General features: G+C 65.1%; 19 protein-coding genes. 16 read left to right on the top strand and 3 right to left on the bottom strand.

All coding sequences use genetic code 11. The annotated features are described in order from the left end of the window. Positions 1 to 158 precede the first annotated feature (158 nt). Positions 159 to 1,217: a polysaccharide deacetylase family protein gene (locus X268_RS30535; RefSeq protein WP_128928375.1), complete on the bottom strand. Its 1,059-nt coding sequence runs from the start codon at positions 1,215 to 1,217 to the stop codon at positions 159 to 161. A gap of 164 nt (positions 1,218 to 1,381) precedes the next feature. Here X268_RS30535 and X268_RS30530 point away from each other — a divergent pair, with 164 nt between their 5' ends. The 10 genes from X268_RS30530 to phoB all read left to right on the top strand — a co-directional run bounded on the left by X268_RS30530 (position 1,382) and on the right by phoB (position 11,320). Beyond that, on the top strand, positions 1,382 to 2,776 hold the full coding sequence (locus tag X268_RS30530; RefSeq protein ID WP_128928374.1) for an OmpA family protein: 1,395 nt from the start codon (positions 1,382 to 1,384) through the stop codon (positions 2,774 to 2,776). Between the two features lie 2 nt (positions 2,777 to 2,778). Beyond that, the gene (locus X268_RS30525) at positions 2,779 to 3,075 is read left to right on the top strand and encodes a hypothetical protein (protein ID WP_164938008.1); all 297 of its coding nucleotides are present in this window, start codon (positions 2,779 to 2,781) and stop codon (positions 3,073 to 3,075) included. Between the two features lie 433 nt (positions 3,076 to 3,508). Next, complete coding sequence (locus X268_RS30520) at positions 3,509 to 4,564, top strand: lysylphosphatidylglycerol synthase domain-containing protein (RefSeq protein ID WP_128928372.1); 1,056 nt, start codon at positions 3,509 to 3,511, stop codon at positions 4,562 to 4,564. 48 nt (positions 4,565 to 4,612) lie between these two features. Then, positions 4,613 to 5,911 carry an ATP-binding protein gene (locus X268_RS30515; RefSeq protein ID WP_128928371.1) on the top strand — a complete coding sequence of 433 codons (1,299 nt, stop codon included), beginning with the start codon at positions 4,613 to 4,615 and terminating at the stop codon, positions 5,909 to 5,911. Between the two features lie 144 nt (positions 5,912 to 6,055). Then, positions 6,056 to 7,069 carry a phosphate ABC transporter substrate-binding protein PstS gene (gene pstS / locus X268_RS30510; protein WP_128928370.1) on the top strand — a complete coding sequence of 338 codons (1,014 nt, stop codon included), beginning with the start codon at positions 6,056 to 6,058 and terminating at the stop codon, positions 7,067 to 7,069. Between the two features lie 138 nt (positions 7,070 to 7,207). After that, positions 7,208 to 8,197, top strand: coding sequence for a phosphate ABC transporter permease subunit PstC (gene pstC, locus X268_RS30505; protein WP_164938203.1), 990 nt, complete (start codon positions 7,208 to 7,210; stop codon positions 8,195 to 8,197). A gap of 1 nt (position 8,198) precedes the next feature. Then, the gene (pstA, locus tag X268_RS30500; protein WP_128928368.1) at positions 8,199 to 9,044 is read left to right on the top strand and encodes a phosphate ABC transporter permease PstA; all 846 of its coding nucleotides are present in this window, start codon (positions 8,199 to 8,201) and stop codon (positions 9,042 to 9,044) included. Continuing rightward, positions 9,041 to 9,862 (top strand): phosphate ABC transporter ATP-binding protein PstB, encoded by an 822-nt coding sequence (pstB, locus tag X268_RS30495; RefSeq protein WP_092289110.1) that lies wholly within the window; start codon positions 9,041 to 9,043, stop codon positions 9,860 to 9,862. Before pstA ends, pstB begins: the two co-directional genes overlap by 4 nt. Positions 9,863 to 9,873: 11 nt before the next feature. After that, positions 9,874 to 10,590 carry a phosphate signaling complex protein PhoU gene (gene phoU / locus X268_RS30490; protein WP_128928367.1) on the top strand — a complete coding sequence of 239 codons (717 nt, stop codon included), beginning with the start codon at positions 9,874 to 9,876 and terminating at the stop codon, positions 10,588 to 10,590. 22 nt (positions 10,591 to 10,612) lie between these two features. After that, positions 10,613 to 11,320 (top strand): phosphate regulon transcriptional regulator PhoB, encoded by a 708-nt coding sequence (phoB, locus tag X268_RS30485; RefSeq protein ID WP_128928366.1) that lies wholly within the window; start codon positions 10,613 to 10,615, stop codon positions 11,318 to 11,320. Between the two features lie 74 nt (positions 11,321 to 11,394). Here the strand turns inward: phoB and X268_RS30480 are convergent, their stop codons facing one another. Beyond that, positions 11,395 to 11,907 (bottom strand): GcrA family cell cycle regulator, encoded by a 513-nt coding sequence (locus tag X268_RS30480; RefSeq protein WP_015689154.1) that lies wholly within the window; start codon positions 11,905 to 11,907, stop codon positions 11,395 to 11,397. A 459-nt stretch (positions 11,908 to 12,366) separates the two neighbouring features. On the opposite strand from X268_RS30480, the gene X268_RS30475 reads away from it, so the two are divergent. From X268_RS30475 to X268_RS30465, 3 genes are all read left to right on the top strand, one after another. Then, a complete protein-coding gene (locus X268_RS30475) occupies positions 12,367 to 13,575 on the top strand; it encodes an aspartate aminotransferase family protein (RefSeq protein WP_164938007.1) in 1,209 nt (402 codons plus the stop codon). Then, a complete protein-coding gene (gene argF, locus X268_RS30470) occupies positions 13,575 to 14,510 on the top strand; it encodes an ornithine carbamoyltransferase (RefSeq protein WP_128928364.1) in 936 nt (311 codons plus the stop codon). The genes X268_RS30475 and argF overlap by 1 nt, the downstream gene beginning before the upstream one ends. 286 nt (positions 14,511 to 14,796) lie before the next feature. Further along, positions 14,797 to 15,816, top strand: a complete 1,020-nt coding sequence (locus X268_RS30465) for an Hsp33 family molecular chaperone (protein WP_128928363.1) — start codon at positions 14,797 to 14,799, stop codon at positions 15,814 to 15,816. Positions 15,817 to 15,936: 120 nt separating this feature from the next. Here the strand turns inward: X268_RS30465 and apaG are convergent, their stop codons facing one another. Beyond that, the gene (gene apaG, locus X268_RS30460) at positions 15,937 to 16,329 is read right to left on the bottom strand and encodes a Co2+/Mg2+ efflux protein ApaG (protein WP_164718924.1); all 393 of its coding nucleotides are present in this window, start codon (positions 16,327 to 16,329) and stop codon (positions 15,937 to 15,939) included. A gap of 237 nt (positions 16,330 to 16,566) precedes the next feature. On the opposite strand from apaG, the gene X268_RS30455 reads away from it, so the two are divergent. Genes X268_RS30455 through X268_RS30445 form a run of 3 tightly spaced genes read left to right on the top strand, consistent with a single transcriptional unit; the run spans position 16,567 to position 19,595 of the window. Further along, positions 16,567 to 17,817: an OpgC domain-containing protein gene (locus tag X268_RS30455; RefSeq protein ID WP_128928361.1), complete on the top strand. Its 1,251-nt coding sequence runs from the start codon at positions 16,567 to 16,569 to the stop codon at positions 17,815 to 17,817. Next, complete coding sequence (locus X268_RS30450; protein WP_128928360.1) at positions 17,817 to 18,596, top strand: SGNH/GDSL hydrolase family protein; 780 nt, start codon at positions 17,817 to 17,819, stop codon at positions 18,594 to 18,596. The genes X268_RS30455 and X268_RS30450 overlap by 1 nt, the downstream gene beginning before the upstream one ends. A gap of 12 nt (positions 18,597 to 18,608) precedes the next feature. After that, a complete protein-coding gene (locus X268_RS30445; RefSeq protein WP_128928359.1) occupies positions 18,609 to 19,595 on the top strand; it encodes an SGNH/GDSL hydrolase family protein in 987 nt (328 codons plus the stop codon). Positions 19,596 to 19,680: the final 85 nt, after the last annotated feature.

Raw genomic sequence — 19,680 nt, 5'->3', positions numbered from 1 at the left:
CCCGGACAAGCGACAGGGCAGATCCGGGACCCATAGCCACAGGGAGACGTTTGGCGAAGATTCGACGTTCGGTACTTCTACCAACGGAGACGGATAGATTCCGCGGTATGGGTCCCGGATCTGCGCCCGCTTGTCCGGGACGACAGCGCAGAGCGCAGCTACGCCGCCGCGATCCGGCGGAAACCGTTCCACATCGCGGTCGCGGCGCCCGAGGTCAACACCGGCAGGATTCGCGCATCCTGGTAGTTGCCGTTGAGCGAGACGCGCGGCAGCGCCGTCATCTGGCTGGCATTCTCCGCGAACAGCATGCCGGGCCGCGTCGTCACCGCGGTCTTGAAGCCCGCTGTCGCTGCCAAGCCGAATTCGCGCATTCCCGCGGCCTCGCGGTCGCCGTAGGGATAAGCGAGGTGCAGCACGGGGCGCTGCAGCGCCTGCTCGATCCGCGCGCGGCTCATGGCCATCTCCTGCGCGGCGTCGTCTTCCGCCAGCTTGGCGAGGTTGCAATGGCTGACGCTATGCGCGCCGATCGTGACCAGCGGATCGGCGGCAAGGGACTTCAGCTCGGCCCAGGACAGGCAGAGGCTGCGGCACAGCGCAGCCATGTCGATGTCATACGTCGCGCAGAGCGCCTCGATCTCCCGCTTGAGGTCGTGCTCGCCCGGCAGCGCGCGCAGCCAGTCGTGCAGGCGGTCGAACGCCGCCTGCTTGGCTGCGGGCGTCGTCGCATCGAGCTGCAGCGCGGAATGGCCGATCTTGATGTCGATCTGCGCGGCCTTGGCAATCACCGCCTCCAGCGCCGCCCACCACAGCCGTCCGGTACCTTCGGCAAAATCGCTCGCGACATAGACCGTCAGCGGCGCGTCGAATTCGCGCAGAACCGGCAGCGCAAAGTCCAGATTGTCGCGATAGCCGTCGTCGAAGGTGAAGGCGGCGAAGCGGCGGTCGAAGCGGCCCTGCACCAGCCGCTGATGCAGCTCGTCCATGGTGACGATGTCGATGTCACGCGAGCGCAAATGGCATAGCGTGGCGCGCAGGAATTCGGGCGTGACCTCGAGATGCCGGTTCGGCTGGAACGCGGCCTGTCGGGCCGGCCGCACGTGGTGCAGCATGAAAATGGCGCCGACGCCCGACAAAAGCGGGCGCAGCAGATGGTGTGCCCCGCTGAAATAGAGTGCTCCCAGCCCGGCGCGGATGACGTTGTTACGCAGTTGTTTCATGACCGGCTGGCGGGCTTTGGCATTCCGTCTTCAACTTACGGAAGAACCCTTGAAGAAAAAGTTATTCGGATTGTCCAGCCGGTGCCTTCGGAAGGGCGCCATTTCCGGTTTGACAGCCTGCCAAGGGTTTGTTTTGTCTCCGGTTCCAGAGTTCGGGTCGTCGAATGCAGAAGCTTTTCAGGTGGGCCAGCAAATGGTGGCCGGGGCTGATTCCCCTGGCCGTCATGTGGGGATTTGCGGCCTGGAATAATACCTTACCGGTCGAAGCCGACCTGTCGGCCCGCAGCTCGGCGGCGCTGAAGGGGACCGTCCTGGACAAGACCCGAATCGCAGTCGACGGCCGCGACGTCAGCTTGGCCGCGGACGCCTTCTCCGAGGAGGGGCGCCGCGACGCCGTGATGGCAGTCGAGACCGTGCCCGGCGTGCGCCTGGTCGACGACCGGACCCGCCTCGTTCCCGAGGCCAAGCCCTTCGTCTGGAATGCCGAGCGCGACGTCGTGCGGGTGACGCTGTCGGGCTCCGCGCCCTTGCCGTCGATGAAGGCGCGCCTGACCGAGGCGGCCCGCAAGGAGGTCGGTGGGGTCGAGGTGGCTGACCAGATGGGCTTGGCGCGCGGTGCGCCGCCGCGCTTCGAGGCGGCCGCGATGCTGCTCTTGGATCAGATCGGCAAGCTGAAGGACGGCAAGATCACGATCACGGACACCAAGGTCAATCTGTCGGGCATGGCGCGCGAGCTCGGCGGCCGCGAGGCGATCGCCGCGGCGCTGAAGAACCTGCCCGAGGGCTTTTCGATCGCCGCCAACGACGTCAAGGCGCCGCCCTATATCTTCCAGGCCTACAAGGATCCGGTCGCGGCGACCGTGACGCTGACCGGCTACGTGCCCGACAACAATGTGCATGCGGCGATCGCAACCAGCGCCGCGCGAAAGTTTTTCACCGAGAAGGTCGTCGACAATCTCAAGGCCAGCATCGGCGCCCCCGGCTCCTTCAACACGGCCGTGATCGCAGCGCTCGGCGCGCTGTCGCGACTGTCGACCGGCACGCTCGTCGTCTCGGACCGCGAGGTGAAGCTGTCGGGCGATGCGCTCTACGAGGCCGCCGCCAACGACATCCGCGCCGGCCTCGGCAAGGACTTCCCGAAAAACTGGCAGTACAAGCCGGAGATCACCGTGAAGCCCGCGGCAGGCCCGGTCGACGGCACCGTGTGCCAGCAATTGTTCACGGACCTCCTGGCCAAGGGCAAGATCCGCTTCGTCGCCAAGCGCGCCGACATCGATCCGGATTCCGCCGCCATCCTCGATCATCTGATCGAGACGGCGCTGCGCTGCCCCACCACCAATATCGAGATCGCCGGGCATACCGATGCCGACGGCGAGGACGGGTTCAACCGGGCCCTCTCCGAGAAGCGTGCGCAGGCGGTGATCGACTATCTGGTCAAGGCCGGCCTGCCCGCCAGCCGCTTCACCGCGGTCGGCCATGGCAGCACTCAGCCCGTCGCCGGCAACGACACCGACGAAGGCAAGGCGCAGAACCGCCGCATCGAATTTCTGGTGAGGTGACGATGCCCTATCTCGTCTCGTTCCATCTGGGTTGGCTGATCGGCTCGGTGCTGCTGGGCTTCTGCATGGGCTGGATTTCGGTGGTCCAGCGCGGCAACGGCACCTCGAAGGTGACAGCGCGCTGGCTTGCCGCGCTGGTCGCCGCCCTGGTCGCGGCCTCGTTCGCCCATGTAATCCCCGGTCGCTTCGGCTACTGGCTCGACCTCGGCCTGATCATGTTCGCCTGCTACCTCGTCGGCTGCACCATCGGGGCCTGGCTGCGCGACCGCGTGGTCTCGCGGAGCCAGCCCGCGGCCTGAGTCTTCGGCCCGCCTTTCGGCGCCGCGACCATCAGGCGCATCGGAAAAGCCGTGAACGACGCCGGGATGGCCCCCTCTTTCAACAGGCGGGCCCGGCCCATAGATTGACGTCGGCTTAAGGCGTGACGGAACATTGTGCGGCTGAAATCATCAAAACTTCATGGCGTCTGCGCAGGATTGCCAAGGAGATTCGCGTCACGTCCTGCCGCGGAAGGCGCCAAACCGTGCATCAGGAGCCTGCAATCTGCCTAAAACATTGAATGCACGCGTTTTTGTTCCATTTGGCGAATTCCACTCCGCCCGAAAACGCGCTAGTGGAGAGGCGGGGGGCATGCGCGATGCCGGATCCGGCGGCGCGGGGTCGTTGAGTGCCTGTGCGTCGTCTGCCTGTCCGCCGGCCGCTCTGGCCGCTGAAGCGTTGTTTGAGGTCTAGATGCTGGAAGCCATCCGCAGGGCGATGACGTTTCTGCGCCAGAAGCAAATCCTGCATAAGCTCGGAGTTGTGATCAGCATCGCGGTCATCGGCGTCGCTTGCTATGTGCTCTACCACATGCTGCGCGGCATCGATTTCAACGAGGTTATCGAGGCGATCAAGAGCACCGAGCCGAGCCAGATTGCGATGGCGGCGCTGTTCGTCGCCGCGGGCTATTTCACGCTCACCTTCTACGACCTGTTCGCCACGCGCGCGATCGGCCATGCCCATGTGCCCTATCGCATCAACGCGCTCGCCGCTTTCACCAGCTATTCGATCGGCCACAATGTCGGAGCATCCGTCTTCACCGGCGGCGCGGTGCGCTACCGCATCTATTCGGCCTACGGGCTGAACGCGATCGACGTCGCCAAGATCTGCTTCCTCGCCGGCCTGACCTTCTGGCTCGGCAATGCCGCGGTGCTCGGCCTCGGCATCTCCTATCATCCCGAGGCCGCCGCGGCGATCGACCAGCTCCCGCCCTGGCTGAACCGGACGCTGGCGCTGGCGATCATCGCAGGCCTGGTCGGCTACGTGGTCTGGGTCTGGACCCAGCCACGCGTGGTCGGCCGCGGTCCCTGGACCGTGGTGCTGCCGGGCGGTCCGCTGACGCTGCTCCAGATCGCGATCGGCATCATCGATCTCGGCTTCTGCGCACTCGCAATGTACGTGCTGGTCCCGGACGAGCCCAATCTCGGCTTCGTGGTGGTCGCGGTGATCTTCGTGTCGGCCACGCTGCTCGGGTTCGCCAGCCACTCGCCCGGCGGGCTCGGTGTGTTCGACGCCGCCATGCTGGTCGGCCTCTGGCAGATGGACCGCGAGGAGCTTCTGGGCGGCATGCTGCTGTTCCGCGTCCTCTATTATCTGTCCCCCTTTGTCATATCTGTAATCTTGCTGACGTTTCGCGAAGTTATCATCGGCGCACGATCGAAGCGCTTGCAGCAGGCGGCGCTCAAGCTCGACCCCGGTCCGGCGCGTGAAGCCGCCTATGTGAGAGAGCGTAGCGACAGCGGTGTCTGACGGCGCCAGGCCTTCAGACGAGACAAGCCCCAGGAGAAGTCCGCCCCGATGGCGATCGACGCCCCATCTTCTCCCTCCGCGCAGCCCTGGTCCGACCGGTTGCGGCACTCGACCATCATCCTGATCGCTGCGGCGCTGGCGCTGTCCGTCATCGTCACGCTCGGCGAATTGTCGGCGCTGCATGCCGCGATCGTGTTCCTCTGCATCGCGGCCGCCGCATTGATCCCGTGGCGCCTGCATGACCCCGCCGCCTCGCGCGACGACGTCAGGCGCATCAACCCTGTCGAGAGCGCGGCCGTGGCCGCGGTCGTCGCCGGCATGCCGGATCCGGCGGTGCTGCTCGACCGCGCCGGCCGTGTCATCCACCTCAATGCCGCCGCCGCCCAGCTCGCGCCGGCGCTGCGCAGGAACGAGCTCGCCCAATTCGCGCTGCGCTCACCGGAGATCATCACGGCGCTGCGCGAGGCGATCGCGACCACCGAGCCGCGGCGCGCAAGCTATCTCGACCACGTCCCGGTCGATCGCTGGATGGAGCTCATGATCACGCCGGTGCCGGTGCCGACCAGCTTCGGCGGCGCCGACAAATGCATGCTGATGACCTTCCACGACCAGACGCCGCTGCGCCGGGTCGAGGAGATGCGCGCCGACTTCGTCGCCAATGCCAGCCACGAGCTGCGCACGCCGCTCGCCGCGCTGTCGGGCTTCATCGACACGCTGCAGGGCCAGGCCAAGGACGATCCCAAGGCGCGCGAGCGCTTCCTCGGCATCATGCACAACCAAGCCACGCGCATGGCGCGGCTGATCGACGATCTCTTGTCATTGTCGCGGGTCGAGCTGTCGGCCCATGTCCGGCCCGACACCCTGGTCGACCTGCTGCCGATCATCCGCCAAGTTGCCGACGGGCTGGAGCCGCTCGCACGCGAGCGCCAGGTCGAGGTCGAAATCCATCTGCCTGAGGGGCCGGTGATGATCCCGGGCGACCGCGAGGAGCTGCTCCGCCTGTTCGAGAATCTGATCGAGAACGCGCTCAAATACGGCGCCTCCGGCGGACGCGTCATCGTGTCGCTGACCTCGGCCGCGGCGACTGACGGAACTCAGGAAATCCGGATCATGGTGCGCGATTTCGGCCCCGGCATCGCGCCCGAGCACCTGCCGCGGCTGACCGAGCGGTTCTACCGGGTGGACGTCGGCGACAGCCGCTCGCAAGGCGGCACCGGGCTTGGATTATCGCTGGTGAAACATATTCTTAACCGCCATCGCGGCCGGCTTTTGATCGAAAGCGTGCCCAAGCAGGGGGCAACTTTCACCGCCTGTTTTCCCCAAGGCAAGGCCCCGGCAGCGACCTGAAATATAAGCGATTTCAGTCGCTTGTTGGCGTCATCCAACTGTCATGAAACCTTCGTAAAAGCACAGCCGACCGCTCCTAAAGGGGCGGCGCGGGGAGCGCGATCGGGCGCAGATGGCGCTTCGTTCCCCTGTATGGAGACCAGCATGAATTTCCTCAAGACGATGGTCGTTGCCGGCTTGGTCGCCGCATCGACGACGGTGGCCTTTGCGGCCGACATCACCGGGGCCGGCGCGACCTTCCCGTTCCCGATCTATTCCAAATGGGCTGACGCCTATAAGAAGGAGACCGGCAACGGTCTGAACTACCAGTCGATCGGTTCGGGCGGCGGCATCAAGCAGATCCAGGCCAAGACCGTGACCTTCGGCGCCAGCGACGCCCCGCTCAAGGCCGAGCAGCTCGAGAAGGACGGCCTCGTCCAGTGGCCGATGGTGATGGGTGCCATCGTTCCCGTGGTCAACATCGAGGGCGTGAAGCCGGGCGAACTGATGTTCGACGGCGAGACGCTGGCCAACATCTATCTCGGCAAGATCACCAAGTGGGACGACGCCGCGATTAAGAAGCTCAATCCGAACGCGAAGCTGCCCGCGGAGGCGATCACCGTGGTCCGCCGCTCGGACGGTTCGGGCACCACCTTCAACTTCACCAACTACCTCTCCAAGGCGAGCGCGGACTGGAAGAGCAAGGTTGGCGAGGGCACCGCGGTCGAGTGGCCGGTCGGCGTCGGCGCCAAGGGCAACGAAGGCGTGTCGGGCAACATCAGCCAGACCAAGAACTCGATCGGCTATGTCGAGTACGCCTATGCCAAGCAGAACAAGCTGACCTACGCCGGTCTCGTGAACAAGGCCGGCAAGCCCGTGCAGCCGACCGTCGAAGCGTTCCAGGCGGCCGCCTCCAACGCCGACTGGGCCAAGGCGCCCGGCTACTACGTCATCCTGACCGACCAGCCCGGCGACAAGTCCTGGCCGATCACGGCGGCTACCTTCATCCTGATGCACAAGGACGCCACCGACAAGGCGGCCTCGCAGGAAGCCATCAAGTTCTTCCGCTGGGCCTTCAAGAACGGCGGCAAGGCGGCTGAAGAGCTCGACTACATCCCGATGCCGGACGGCGTCGTCAAGCTGATCGAGAAGACCTGGGCTGCCGAGATCAAGAGCTAACGCTCCTGTCCCGGACATCACGCCGGGATATCGAAAAAACCTCCGCTCCGGATCGGCCTTGCGCCGCGTCCGGAGCGCAAGACCACAACAACCGGCAACAAGCGTATATAACGGGTACAGGGGATTGGCGTGGCTGAGATGGCCGTTCAGAGCGATGTAATCGACGACGCCGGACCGTATGACCGCGCCAAGGCCTTGAGCGCGTTCAAGCTCGGCGACGTCACCTTCTACTGGATCACGCGGTTGTCCGCGATATCGGTGCTGCTCATTCTCGGCGGCATCATCGTCTCGCTGATCGTCGGCGCGTTCCCGGCGATGAAGGAATACGGCCTCTCCTTCCTGTGGACGCAGCGCTGGGCCCCGTCGGCCGATCCGCCCGTGCTCGGCGCCCTCGGGCCGATGTACGGCACGCTCGTCACCTCCTTCATCGCGATGCTGATCGCCATTCCCGTCGGTCTCGGCATCGCCATCTTCCTCACCGAGCTCTGCCCGCAATGGCTGCGCCGCCCGATCGGCATGGCGGTCGAGCTGCTCGCCGGCATCCCCTCGATCATCTACGGCATGTGGGGGTTCTTCGTGCTCGGCCCGTTCCTGGCCAACACGTTCCAGCCCTTCATGATCAGGATCTTCGACGGCGTCCCCGTGCTGGGCGCGATCTTCGCAGGTCCTCCGTCCTATCTCAGCCTGTTCAACGCCGCGCTGATCCTCGCCATCATGGTGCTGCCCTTCATCACCTCGATCTCGGTCGACGTGTTCAAGACGGTGCCGCCGGTCCTGAAGGAAGCCGCCTACGGTGTCGGCTGCACCACCTGGGAAGTCGTCCGCAGCGTGGTGATCCCCTATACCCGCGTCGGCATCATCGGTGGCGTCATGCTGGCGCTGGGCCGCGCGCTCGGCGAGACCATGGCGGTGACCTTCATCATCGGCAACTCGTTCCGCATCTCCTCGTCGATCTTCGCGCCGGGCACCACGATCTCGGCGGCGATCGCATCGGAGTTCGCCGAGAGCGACGGTCTGCACCAGTCCGGCCTGATCCTGCTCGGCTTGCTCCTGTTCGTGCTGACGTTCTTCGTGCTCGCGGCCGCGCGGCTGATGCTGCTGCGTCTGGAAAAGAAGGCGGGGAAGTGACATGAACCCGATCTACGTACGCCGCCGCCGCAAGGACATCGTGGTCCGCGGCCTCTGCATCGCCGCCGCCGCCTTCGGCGTCACCTGGCTCGCGCTGATCCTGATGACGCTGCTCTACAACGGTGTGAGCGGTCTGAACCTGCAGATCTTCACCGAGAACACGCCGCCGCCCGGCTCGACCGAAGGCGGCCTGCTCAACGCTATCGTCGGCTCGCTGATCATGACCGTGCTCGGCGTCGGCATCGGCGCGCCGCTCGGCCTGTTCGCCGGCACCTATCTCGCCGAGTACGGCCGCAACGACAAGCTGACCTCGGTGATCCGCTTCATCAACGACATTCTGCTCTCGGCGCCCTCGATCATCATCGGCCTGTTCATCTACGGCGCCGTGGTGGTGCCGATGCGCGGCTTCTCGGCGATCGCGGGTGCGCTGGCGCTCGCCGTCATCGTCATCCCGGTGGTGCTTCGCACGACCGAGGACATGCTGCTGTTGGTGCCGAACGCGCTGCGCGAGGCGGCAAGCGCGCTCGGCCTGCCGCGCTCGCTGGTGATCAAGCGCATCGCCTACCGCGCCGCGCGCTCCGGTCTCATCACCGGCGTGCTGCTCGCCACCGCCCGCGTCGCCGGCGAGACCGCGCCGCTGCTCTTCACCGCGCTGTCGAACCAGTTCTTCAGCCTCAGCCTGAACAAGACGATGGCGAACCTGCCGGTCACCATCAACAACTTCGTGCAGAGCCCCTACGCCTATTGGAAGCAGCTCGCCTGGAGCGGCGCGCTGCTGATCACGATCACCGTGCTTGCCCTGAACATTGGCGCGCGCATCCTCGGCGCCGAGAGGACTGCAAAATGACCGACCTTTCCGTATCCGTGAGTTCCAACGCTCATCTTGCCTCGCAGCAGCCGCTGCCGGAAGCGCCCGCCAAGGTGACGGTGCGCAACCTCAACTTCTATTACGGCGAGCACCATGCACTGAAGAACATCAACCTGACGCTGGGCACCAACCGCGTCACGGCGTTCATCGGCCCGTCGGGCTGCGGCAAGTCGACCCTGCTGCGCATCTTCAACCGGATGTACGACCTCTATCCGGGGCAGCGCGCTACCGGTCAGCTCATGCTCGACCAGACCAACATCCTCGACCCCAAGCTGGACCTGAACCTGCTGCGCGCCCGCGTCGGCATGGTGTTCCAGAAGCCGACGCCGTTCCCGATGACGATCTACGAGAACATCGCCTTCGGCATCCGGCTTTATGAAAAGATCTCGAAATCCGAGATGGACGACCGCGTCGAGAAGGCGCTGCGCGGCGGCGCGCTGTGGAACGAGGTCAAGGACAAGCTCAACGCCTCCGGCCTGTCGCTTTCCGGCGGCCAGCAGCAGCGCCTGTGCATCGCCCGCACCGTCGCGGTGCGGCCCGAGGTGATCCTATTCGACGAGCCCTGCTCGGCGCTCGACCCGATCTCGACCGCCAAGGTCGAGGAGCTGATCCAGGAATTGTCCGAGAACTACACGATCGCGATCGTCACCCACAATATGCAGCAGGCGGCGCGCGTCTCGGACAAGACCGCCTTCATGTATCTCGGCGAGTTGATCGAGTTCGACGACACCAGCAAGATCTTCACGTCGCCGAGCGACCGGCGTACGCAGGATTACATCACCGGCCGGTTCGGCTGAGGAGACGGGACATGGGTTCTGAACATACCGCAAAGGCTTTCGACACCGACCTCCAGGAGCTCACCCGCCTGGTCGCCGAGATGGGCGGAATCGCCGAACGCATGATCGTCGAGTCCGTCGACGCGCTGATCCGCCGCGACGTCGCGCTCGGCCAGCGCGTCGTCACCACCGACGCCGACCTCGACGCGCTGCAGAAGCGCATCGAGGAACGCGCGGTGCTCACCATCGCCCGGCGCCAGCCGATGGCGGTGGATCTGCGCGAGATCGTTGGCGCCATGCGCGTTGCGACCGACCTCGAGCGGATCGGCGACCTCGCCAAGAACATGGGCAAGCGCGTCGCGGCGCTGGAGACCGACTTCCATCCGCTCAAACTGTTCCGCGGCCTGGAGCACATGACCGACCTCGTGCAGCAGCAGGTCAAGAGCGTGCTGGACGCCTATGCCGCGCACGATCTGCCGGCGGCGATGGCGGTGTGGAAGGGTGACGAGGAAGTCGACGCGATCTGCACCTCGCTGTTCCGCGAGCTCCTTACCTACATGATGGAGGATCCGCGCAACATCTCGTTCTGCATCCATCTGATGTTCTGCGCCAAGAACATCGAGCGGATCGGCGACCACGCCACCAACATCGCCGAGACCGTGTTCTACATGATCGAGGGCCAGGCGATCACCGACAAGCGGCCGAAGGGCGACATGACCACGTTCGCCACGACGATCCCGAATACCTGAAGACTTAAGGAGCGACGACACCATGGGCGCACGCATTATGGTGGTTGAGGACGAGGAAGCTCTCACCGAGCTTCTGCGCTACAACCTCGAAGGCGACGGCTATGACGTCGAGACGGTGATGCGCGGCGACGATGCCGATCCCCGCCTCAAGGAGCACATTCCCGACCTGATCGTGCTCGACTGGATGCTGCCGGGCCTGTCCGGCATCGAGCTGTGCCGCCGCCTGCGCACCCGTCCCGAGACCAAGCAGCTGCCGATTATCATGCTCACCGCGCGCGGCGAGGAGAGCGAGCGGGTGCGCGGTCTTGCCACCGGCGCCGACGATTACATCGTCAAGCCGTTCTCGGTGCCGGAGCTGCTGGCGCGCGTGAAGGGCCTCTTGCGGCGCGCCAGCCCGGAGCGGCTCGCCACCGTGCTCGCTTATGGCGACATCGAGCTCGACCGCGACAAGCGCCGTGTGGCGCGCTCGGGGCGGCCGATCGATCTCGGCCCGACCGAATATCGCCTGCTGGAGTTCTTCCTGGAGCATCCCGGTCGGGTGTTCTCGCGCGAGCAGCTGCTCGACAGCGTCTGGGGCCGCGACATCTACATCGACGAGCGTACCGTCGACGTCCATATCGGCCGCCTGCGCAAACTGCTCAATCTCGGCCGCGAGCAGGACCCGATCCGCACCGTCCGCGGCGCCGGCTACGCACTCGACGATCGCTTCGCGAAGGCCGAGCAGACGTAACGTCTAATCCAGAGAGGTCAACAAAAAGCGCACCGGCCGGCGCGCTTTTTCGTCTCGATGTTACCTGGCTGATCTCACCGCGGGCCCGGCTTGGCCGGTGCGCGCCGGCGATCCGCCGCGGGCTGATACGCCACGCGCGAGTGCTGGGCGCAATAGGGCAGGCCGGACAGCGCCTTGCCGCCGCAGAAGAAGAAATCCGGGCTCGAGGGATCGCCGACCGGCCAGTGGCAGGTCGCCTCGTTCAATTCGAGCAACGACAGCCGCTGGCTCATCGGGACCACGTTGTCGTAGGTAACGGGTTCGGCCTCGACCTCGACCTCGAAGGCCTGCGCCAGCGCGGTGTTGCCGCGCGCGATGGGGCGGCTCACCCGCATCATGTGCTGTGCCGGACGCGCCTTGCGCGGCCGGGGCGCGGCCGATGACGGGCTCTTGGCGCGGCCGGACAAACCGAGCCGGTGCACTTTGCCGATCACGGCATTGCGGGTCACATTGCCGAGCTCTGCTGCGATCTGGCTGGCCGAAAGCCCGGCCTCCCAGAGCTTCTTAAGCTGCTCGACGCGATCATCGGACCAGGTCAAAACCGTCATTGCACCCTTTCCCTCGCCGCGCGGCTGCCGTCCTGGCGCCGTTGCGGCGAATGCCTAAGCCTCGAAAAACCCGTGCCGTCAGAATCCCTTAAGGCTCGCCGGGCGCGTGACTAACGCCCGAACGTTTACGCCGGTACATGAGGACTCTTGGGATCAGAACCGCTGCACGAGATGTCGTATCTGACAGTTCAAACGCTACAATATGGCGTGACTCACGCGCAAGAGTCCGCCGACTCGCTTCCACATGTTCCGTGGTGAAAAACCCGCAAAATCGCCACCGCAAGACTACGGAATCAGCGTTTCCCGAGGCTTTCCAGGTGGCATTGACACCAGTTTCGCCGAGCATAAGATAGTTGCGCGTGCCGCCCTTAAAAGGCGGCACGTTTCGTTTTCCGGGCCGGTCGATGGTGCGTTGCGCAATGCACGCCTCACGCCGTCCGCAACATTCAAGTGACCGTCATGACTAACAGCGCAGCGCCGCATTTGCTCCCCGTTTTCGCCAGGGCCAACCTCGGTTTCGAACGCGGCGAAGGCTGCTGGCTGATCGCGACCAACGGTGATCGCTATCTCGATTTCACCTCGGGCGTCGCGGTGAACGCGCTCGGCCATTGCCATCCGCATCTGATCAAGGCGTTGCAGGAGCAGGCGACCAGGCTGTGGCACATGTCGAACCTGTTTCAGAGCCCGGACGGCGAGAAGCTCGCCGCGCGCCTGTGCAGCGAGAGCTTTGCGGACTTCGTGTTCTTCTGCAATTCCGGCGCCGAGGCGCTGGAGGGCGTGATCAAGCTGGTCCGCCATCATCATTTCTCCAAGGGCCATCCGGAGCGCTACCGCATCATCACCTTCGAAGGCGCCTTCCACGGCCGCACGTTGGCGACGCTGGCTGCGACGGGCTCCGCCAAATATCTCGAAGGGTTCGGCCCGCCGATGGACGGCTTCGACCAAGTGCCGCATGGCGACCTCGAAGCCGTCAAGAAGGCGATCGGCCCCGGCCCCGCCGGCATCCTGATCGAGCCGATCCAGGGCGAGGGCGGCGTGCGCTCGGCACCTCCCGGCTTCCTCAAGGCGCTGCGCCAGCTCTGCGACGAGAAGGGCTTGCTGCTCGCATTCGACGAGGTGCAGACCGGCATGGGCCGCGCCGGTGATCTGTTCGCCCATCGGCGCACCGGCGTCGCACCTGACGTGATGTCGCTGGCGAAGGCGCTCGGTGGCGGCTTCCCGATCGGCGCAATCCTGGCGACCGCTGATGCGGCTTCAGGCATGGGGCCTGGCTCGCACGGCTCGACCTTCGGCGGCAATCCGCTGGCGATCGCCGCGGCCAACGCCGTACTCGACGTCATGCTCAAGCCCGGCTTCTTCGACCACGTGCAGAAGATGTCGCTGCTTCTCAAGCAGAAGCTCGCCTCCGTGATCGACCGTCATCCCGACATCGTCAGCGAAGTGCGCGGCGAGGGCCTCCTGATCGGCATCAAGGCCGTCGTGCCGTCGGGCGATCTCGTGGCCGCCTTGCGCGACGAGAAACTGCTGACCGTCGGGGCCGGCGACAATGTCGTCCGCTTCCTGCCACCGCTGATCGTCAGTGAAGCCGAGATCGAGGACAGCGTCGGGCGGCTGGAGCGTGCCTGCACCGCATTGTCGGCGGGCCAGACCAAGCGGGCGGCAAGCTGATGAGCAAGTCCCCCACCAAGACGCCGAAGCACTTCCTCGACATCAACGAGCTGCCGCTGTCGGAGCTCAAGCGCATGCTCGCCGCCTCCTCCGCGATGAAGGCGAAGCAGAAGGCACAACAGCCGGTGCGGCCGCTCGAAGGCAAGACGCTGGCGATGATCTTCGAGCGGCCCTCGACCCGCACGCGGGTCTCGTTCGACGTCGCCATGCGCCAGCTCGGCGGCGAACCCATCATGCTCACCGGCGCCGAGATGCAGCTCGGCCGCGGCGAGACCATCGCCGACACCGCACGCGTGCTGTCGCGTTACGTCGACGCCATCATGATCCGCATCCTCAATCACGAGGCCCTGCTGGAGCTTGCGGCCAACGCCACCGTGCCCGTCATCAACGGCCTGACGCGGCGTTCGCATCCCTGCCAGGTGATGGCCGACCTCATGACCTATGAGGAGCATCGCGGTCCGATCGAGGGCAAGACGGTGGCCTGGACTGGCGACGACAACAACGTTCTGGCGTCATGGGCGCATGCCGCCGAGCGCTTCAAGTTTCAGCTCAACGTCGCCACCCCTCCGGAGCTCGCGCCGAAAAAGGCGATGCGCGACTGGGTCAAGGCGACGGGCGCGCCGATCGTGCTCGGCACCGATCCGGAAGCCGCCGTGCGCGGTGCCGATTGCGTCGTCACCGACACCTGGGTGTCGATGGGCGACAAGGAAGGCGAGCATCGCCACAACGTGCTCAAGCCCTACCAGGTCAACAGCAAGCTGATGTCGCTCGCCAAGCCCGATGCGCTGTTCATGCACTGCCTGCCCGCCCATCGCGGCGAGGAGGTCACCGACGAGGTGATCGACGGTCCGCAATCGGTCGTGTTCGACGAGGCCGAAAACCGCCTGCACGCGCAGAAGGGCATTCTGGCCTGGTGCTTTGACGCGGTGAAGTAGGTTCGCTGGAGTCCGGCTGCCACCTTACACCAACTGGCGTCCCTGCCGGGTGCGCAATTGCGCACGGGCGCAGGGACCCATACCGCGGAATCTCTCTTTGTGGCAGGCTCGCGGAGGCGAACAGTCTTCGTCAAATCGCATCCTGTGATGATGGGTCCCGGAGCTGCGCTTACGCTTGTCCGGGACAACATCGAATTTGCCGCAACCTTGTGCAACCTAATCGCATCGGGAACACACCACCCCGCGCCCCCTTCCATTTCCGCCCTCCGACCCCAGATAAAGCGCCATGGTTTCCCAATCCCCTGACATGAAAACCGGGCCTGAAGGCCTGGTTCGCGCACCATCGGCGGTTCCGATCGACGACGCTGTGCTGCCTTACGAGGTCGACGCGCTCGACGTGCGCGGCCGCCTGGTGCGGCTTGGTCCGGCGCTCGACGACATCCTGACCAAGCACGATTATCCCGCTGCCGTGGGCAAGCTGCTCGGCGAGGCCATCGTGCTGACGACGCTGCTCGGCTCGGCGCTGAAATTCGAGGGCCGCTTCATCCTGCAGGCCCAGACCGACGGTCCGGTGTCGTTCCTGGTGGTGGACTATCAGGCGCCGGATCGGCTGGGCGCCCATGCGCGCTTCGATGCCGCGCGCCTCGGCGACGTCCAAAAATCTGGCTTGGATTCCGGCACACTGCTTGGCCGCGGTCATCTCGCCATGACCATCGACCAGGGCCCCGACATGAGCCGCTACCAGGGCCTGGTCGCGCTCGACGGCGGCAGTCTGGAAGACGCCGCGCACGAATATTTCCTGCGCTCCGAGCAGATCCCGACGCGCGTGCGCCTCGCGGTTGGCGAGGAATGGCGCTCGAGCGACGGCGGCAAGCATCGCTGGCGCGCCGGCGGCATGCTGATGCAGTTTCTGCCCAAGGCGCCTGAGCGCGCGCGCCAGGCGGACCTGCATCCCGGCGATGCCCCCGACGGCGTCGAGGTGCACAGCGTCGCCGAGGACGACGCCTGGGTCGAGGCGCGTTCGCTGATCGAGACGGTCGAGGACGTCGAGCTGATCGACCCCGAGCTCTCCGGCGAGAGGCTGCTGTTTCGCCTGTTCCACGAGCGCGGCGTGCGCGTGTTCAATCCGATAGTCCTCAAGGCGCAGTGCTCCTGCTCGCGCAATGCAGTCGCCGCGATGCTCAAGAGCTTTTCGCCGGACGATCGTGCCGCGATGGTCAAGGACGACAAGGTCGTCGTCACCTGCGAGTTCTGCTCGTCGGTGTACGATTTCACGCCGGATGAAGCGGGCGTCGAGGACGCGTAGGAGTCGTAGCGTCGTAGGTGGGCAGAGCGAAGCGCGTACTGGATTCCCCGCCTTCGCGGGGAATGACAGCGACAGTTGGAGAACGAAGCTGTCACGCCATCTCCGCCATTTGTGAGGCCGTTAATTCAACACCCGCTTGCTGTCCGGGCTGTCGAGCGAAAACGCCGGCACGTCGATCTCGAAGCGCTCGCCGCTTTCGCTCACCATCTGATAGCGCCCGGTCATGAAGCCGGAGGCGGTCGAGAGCGGCACGCCGGAGGTATATTCGAAGCGCTCGCCGGGGGCGAGGATCGGCTGCTCGCCGACCACGCCTTCGCCCTTCACCTCCTGCTGGCGGCCGGAGGCGTCGGTGATGATCCAGTGCCGCGTCTTGAGCTGCACGGTTTCCTCGCCGGAATTGGTGATGACGATGGTGTAGGACCAGAAGTAGCGGGAGCGGTCGGCCGACGACTGCTCCGGAACAAAGTTCGGCTCGACGGTCACTTCGATCTGGCGGGTCACGGCGCGGTACATGGCTAATACCATACCGAAATCCGGCTCCGGAACCAAACGCCGCCCGCGGCCTTGGCCACCATCGTCCCGCCAGAATTCGAAGGGAATGACATCCCAGGGAAACACCCCGAAGCAAATACCCCCCAAAGGGGAAACATCCACGGGGGACCTCGTGTGATCCGGCCGCTTTGCGAGATGCCGACCGGACCGGTACACTCATTGAGACGTCGCGACCTGCGGAAGGGTTTTTGGGCCCCGATGACCATTGCCGACCAAGTGACGGGATCGACCATCGCGGGAACTGCCCAGCCTGCGGAGACGAAGCCGCGTGCGAGGGCGCCGGCCATCACATTGCCCGCCATCGGCGAGCGCGAGCTCCGGCTCGACCTGTTCCGCGGGCTCGCGCTATGGCTGATCTTCATCGACCATCTGCCGCCCAGTCTCTTGACCTGGTTCACGATCCGCAATTACGGCTTCAGCGACGCCACCGAGATCTTCATCTTCATTTCCGGCTACACCGCGGCCTTCGTCTATGGCCGGGCGATGCTGGAGAGCGGCGTCGTCATCGCCACCGCGCGCATCCTGCGCCGGGTCTGGCAGATCTACGTTGCCCACGTCTTCCTGTTCACGATCTTCCTCGCCGAAATCTCCTACGTCGCGACCAGGTTCGAGAACCCGCTCTATACCGAAGAGATGGGGATCATGGACTTCCTCAAGCAGCCCGACGTCACCATCGTGCAGGCGCTGCTGTTGCGCTTCCGTCCCGTCAACATGGACGTGCTGCCGCTCTATATCGTGCTGATGCTGGCGCTGCCCTTGATCCTGTGGTCGATGAAATGGCGGCCCGACGTCACGCTCGGCCTCTCGGTCGTGCTCTACGCAGTCACCTGGGAGTACGATCTCTATTTGTCGGCCTATCCGAACGGCTTCTGGGCCTTCAATCCCTTCGCCTGGCAATTGCTGTTCGTGTTCGGTGCATGGTGCGCGCTCGGAGGTGCGCGCCGCATGTCACGCATCCTGGCCTCGCCGGTGACGATGTGGATCTCGATCGCCTATCTCGTCGCGGCGTTCTACGTGACGCTGACCTGGTACGTGCCGCAGCTCTCCCAATTCATGCCGAAGCGGATCGAGCAGTGGATGTATCCGATCGACAAGACCGATCTCGACGTGCTGCGCTTCACGCATTTCCTGGCGCTGGCCGCGCTCACCGTGCGCTTCCTGCCCCGGGACTGGCCGGGCTTGAAATCGCGCTGGTTGCGGCCTTTGATCCTGTGCGGCCAGCATTCCCTCGAGATCTTCTGCCTCGGTGTCTTCCTGGCCTTTGCCGGCCATTTCATTCTCGCCGAAGTCTCCGGCGGCGCAGCCATGCATGCGCTGATTAGTCTCTCCGGGGTCCTGATCATGTGGGGCGTGGCCTGGGTGATTTCGTGGTACAAGAGCGTGGCTGACAAGAGCGGTGCGAAAACCAAAAACGCCGTCGGCAACGCCGATTTGGCGGGAGGGGGCTGATGAAGGCGAAGGTTCTCCTGAGCCTGATCCTGCTATGCGGTGGCCTCGCCGCGCCCGTGGCGCGCGCGGGCGAAGCCGCGTCCGCTGCTCCCCCCGCGCCCTCGGCCTGCGAATTGCCGCCCTATCTGCTGACCAGCGAAAGCCAGCTGCCCAAGGTCGCCGACGCCATCAAGGCCGGCAAGCCGCTCGATATCCTGGTGATCGGCAGCCGCTCGACCACGATTCCGTCCTCGGAGGGCAGCTCCTATCCGGCACGCATGGAGGCGATCCTCAGGGAGAAGCTGCCGCCTTCGGAATTGGTGCACGTCTCCGTAGAAATACAGAGCAAGAAAACCGCAGAGGAGACCGCCTCCACCTTCGTTAAGCTGATGGAAGCAAAAACGCCTACTTTGGTCATCTGGCAGACCGGGACCGTGGATGCTATCCGATCCATCGATCCCGACGAATTTCGTGGCGCGGTGACCGACGGGGTTGCTGCGCTGCAAAAGGCAGGGGCTGACGTCGTCTTGATGAATTTGCAATACAGCCCGCGCACCGAAACCATGATCTCGGCGCAGCCTTTTCTCGATAATATGCGCGTCGTGGCGCAGGAGCACGACATCCCGCTGTTCGATCGTTTCGCGATTATGCGGCAGTGGAATGATCAGGGCCAGTTCGACCTGTTCAGCCCGTCCCGCGGGCCTGAGCTGGCGAAACAGGTCCATGATTGCCTTGGCCGGGCGTTGGCACAGTTCGTGATCGACGCTGCCCATCTGGAGCCGGCCCAGCAGCAAAATTGAGGTCTAGCGTTAATGAGTTCTCTCCGCCCTTTTTGCCTGACGTTACGGCTGGCTGCGCCCGCTATGGCGGCGCTGCTGTTGCTGACGCCGGCCTCGTATGCGCAGACGCCAGCCGCACAGCCGGCCCCCGCACCCGCGCAGTCGGCTGATCCCGCGCCCGCTGCGTCCTCCCAGACCACCGTCGCGGCAAGGTCGCCCGAGCAGCGCGGCGTCACGTCGCGCGCCATCGATAAGGTGAAGGAGGTCGCGAAGTCCACCGCCGACATCTTCAGCCGCGTGCCTTGTCTGCCGCCGAAAGGCGGCTCGAAGGCGATGGGCTCGCTGCCGCATGTCGCAAGCAAGCTGGTCGCCGGCCAGCCCGTGGTCATCGTCGCGTTCGGTTCGTCGTCCACGGCAGGATTCGGCGCGAGCTCGCCGGAGTTCAACTATCCGAACCGTCTCGCCGCGCAGCTGCGGCGTCACTACCCGACTGCCGACATCACCGTCATCAATGCCGGCGTCGGCGGCGAGGATGCGCCCGAGATGATGAGGCGCCTCCAGACGCAGGTGATCGACGTGCATCCGGACATGGTGATCTGGCAGGTCGGCACCAACGCCGTGCTGCGCAATCTCGATCCCGGCGACACCGCCAAACTGGTCGAGGACGGCATCAGCCGCATCCAGGCCGCCGGCGGTGCCGATATCGTGCTGGTCGATCCGCAATATTCGCCGGCCGTCAACCAGCGCAAGGAGAGCGCCGGCAAGATGATCAAGCTGCTTGGCAAGGTCGCCGAGCTCCGCAAGGTCGGCATCTTCCCGCGCTTCGAGGTGATGCGCGACTGGCACGAGAACCAGTCGATCCCGGTCGAGAGCTTCGTCATCGCCGACGGTCTGCACATGAACGATTGGGGCTATGCTTGCTTCGCCCAGCTGCTTGGCGACGACATCATCCGCTCCGTCGGCCAGATCAAGCTCGGCGTGAACGTGCCTGCCGATGTGAGAACGTATCGGCCGATGTAGGGCTGCTTCACCCTCCCCTCGATCGCGCGCTGCGCGAGCGGGTGGGGTGATCTCTCCATTCGGGCACTGTTGGATGTGGAGAGAC

Source organism: Bradyrhizobium guangxiense, from assembly GCF_004114915.1.
GTDB lineage: Bacteria > Pseudomonadota > Alphaproteobacteria > Rhizobiales > Xanthobacteraceae > Bradyrhizobium > Bradyrhizobium guangxiense.
This window is presented reverse-complemented; position numbering and strand designations above follow the sequence as displayed.

Bases quoted from the DNA above. Each gene is read 5' to 3' on its own strand.
- phoB (WP_128928366.1), top strand. From the start codon at position 10,613: ATGGGCGCACGCATTATGGTGGTTGAGGACGAGGAAGCTCTCACCGAG.
- X268_RS30515 (WP_128928371.1), top strand. From the start codon at position 4,613: ATGGCGATCGACGCCCCATCTTCTCCCTCCGCGCAGCCCTGGTCCGAC.
- X268_RS30480 (WP_015689154.1), bottom strand. From the start codon at position 11,907: ATGACGGTTTTGACCTGGTCCGATGATCGCGTCGAGCAGCTTAAGAAG.
- X268_RS30465 (WP_128928363.1), top strand. From the start codon at position 14,797: ATGGTTTCCCAATCCCCTGACATGAAAACCGGGCCTGAAGGCCTGGTT.
- X268_RS30445 (WP_128928359.1), top strand. From the start codon at position 18,609: ATGAGTTCTCTCCGCCCTTTTTGCCTGACGTTACGGCTGGCTGCGCCC.
- pstA (WP_128928368.1), top strand. From the start codon at position 8,199: ATGAACCCGATCTACGTACGCCGCCGCCGCAAGGACATCGTGGTCCGC.
- pstS (WP_128928370.1), top strand. From the start codon at position 6,056: ATGAATTTCCTCAAGACGATGGTCGTTGCCGGCTTGGTCGCCGCATCG.
- X268_RS30450 (WP_128928360.1), top strand. From the start codon at position 17,817: ATGAAGGCGAAGGTTCTCCTGAGCCTGATCCTGCTATGCGGTGGCCTC.
- X268_RS30455 (WP_128928361.1), top strand. From the start codon at position 16,567: ATGACCATTGCCGACCAAGTGACGGGATCGACCATCGCGGGAACTGCC.
- X268_RS30530 (WP_128928374.1), top strand. From the start codon at position 1,382: ATGCAGAAGCTTTTCAGGTGGGCCAGCAAATGGTGGCCGGGGCTGATT.
- argF (WP_128928364.1), top strand. From the start codon at position 13,575: ATGAGCAAGTCCCCCACCAAGACGCCGAAGCACTTCCTCGACATCAAC.
- pstB (WP_092289110.1), top strand. From the start codon at position 9,041: ATGACCGACCTTTCCGTATCCGTGAGTTCCAACGCTCATCTTGCCTCG.
- X268_RS30475 (WP_164938007.1), top strand. From the start codon at position 12,367: ATGACTAACAGCGCAGCGCCGCATTTGCTCCCCGTTTTCGCCAGGGCC.
- phoU (WP_128928367.1), top strand. From the start codon at position 9,874: ATGGGTTCTGAACATACCGCAAAGGCTTTCGACACCGACCTCCAGGAG.
- X268_RS30535 (WP_128928375.1), bottom strand. From the start codon at position 1,217: ATGAAACAACTGCGTAACAACGTCATCCGCGCCGGGCTGGGAGCACTC.
- pstC (WP_164938203.1), top strand. From the start codon at position 7,208: ATGGCCGTTCAGAGCGATGTAATCGACGACGCCGGACCGTATGACCGC.
- X268_RS30525 (WP_164938008.1), top strand. From the start codon at position 2,779: ATGCCCTATCTCGTCTCGTTCCATCTGGGTTGGCTGATCGGCTCGGTG.
- apaG (WP_164718924.1), bottom strand. From the start codon at position 16,329: ATGTACCGCGCCGTGACCCGCCAGATCGAAGTGACCGTCGAGCCGAAC.
- X268_RS30520 (WP_128928372.1), top strand. From the start codon at position 3,509: ATGCTGGAAGCCATCCGCAGGGCGATGACGTTTCTGCGCCAGAAGCAA.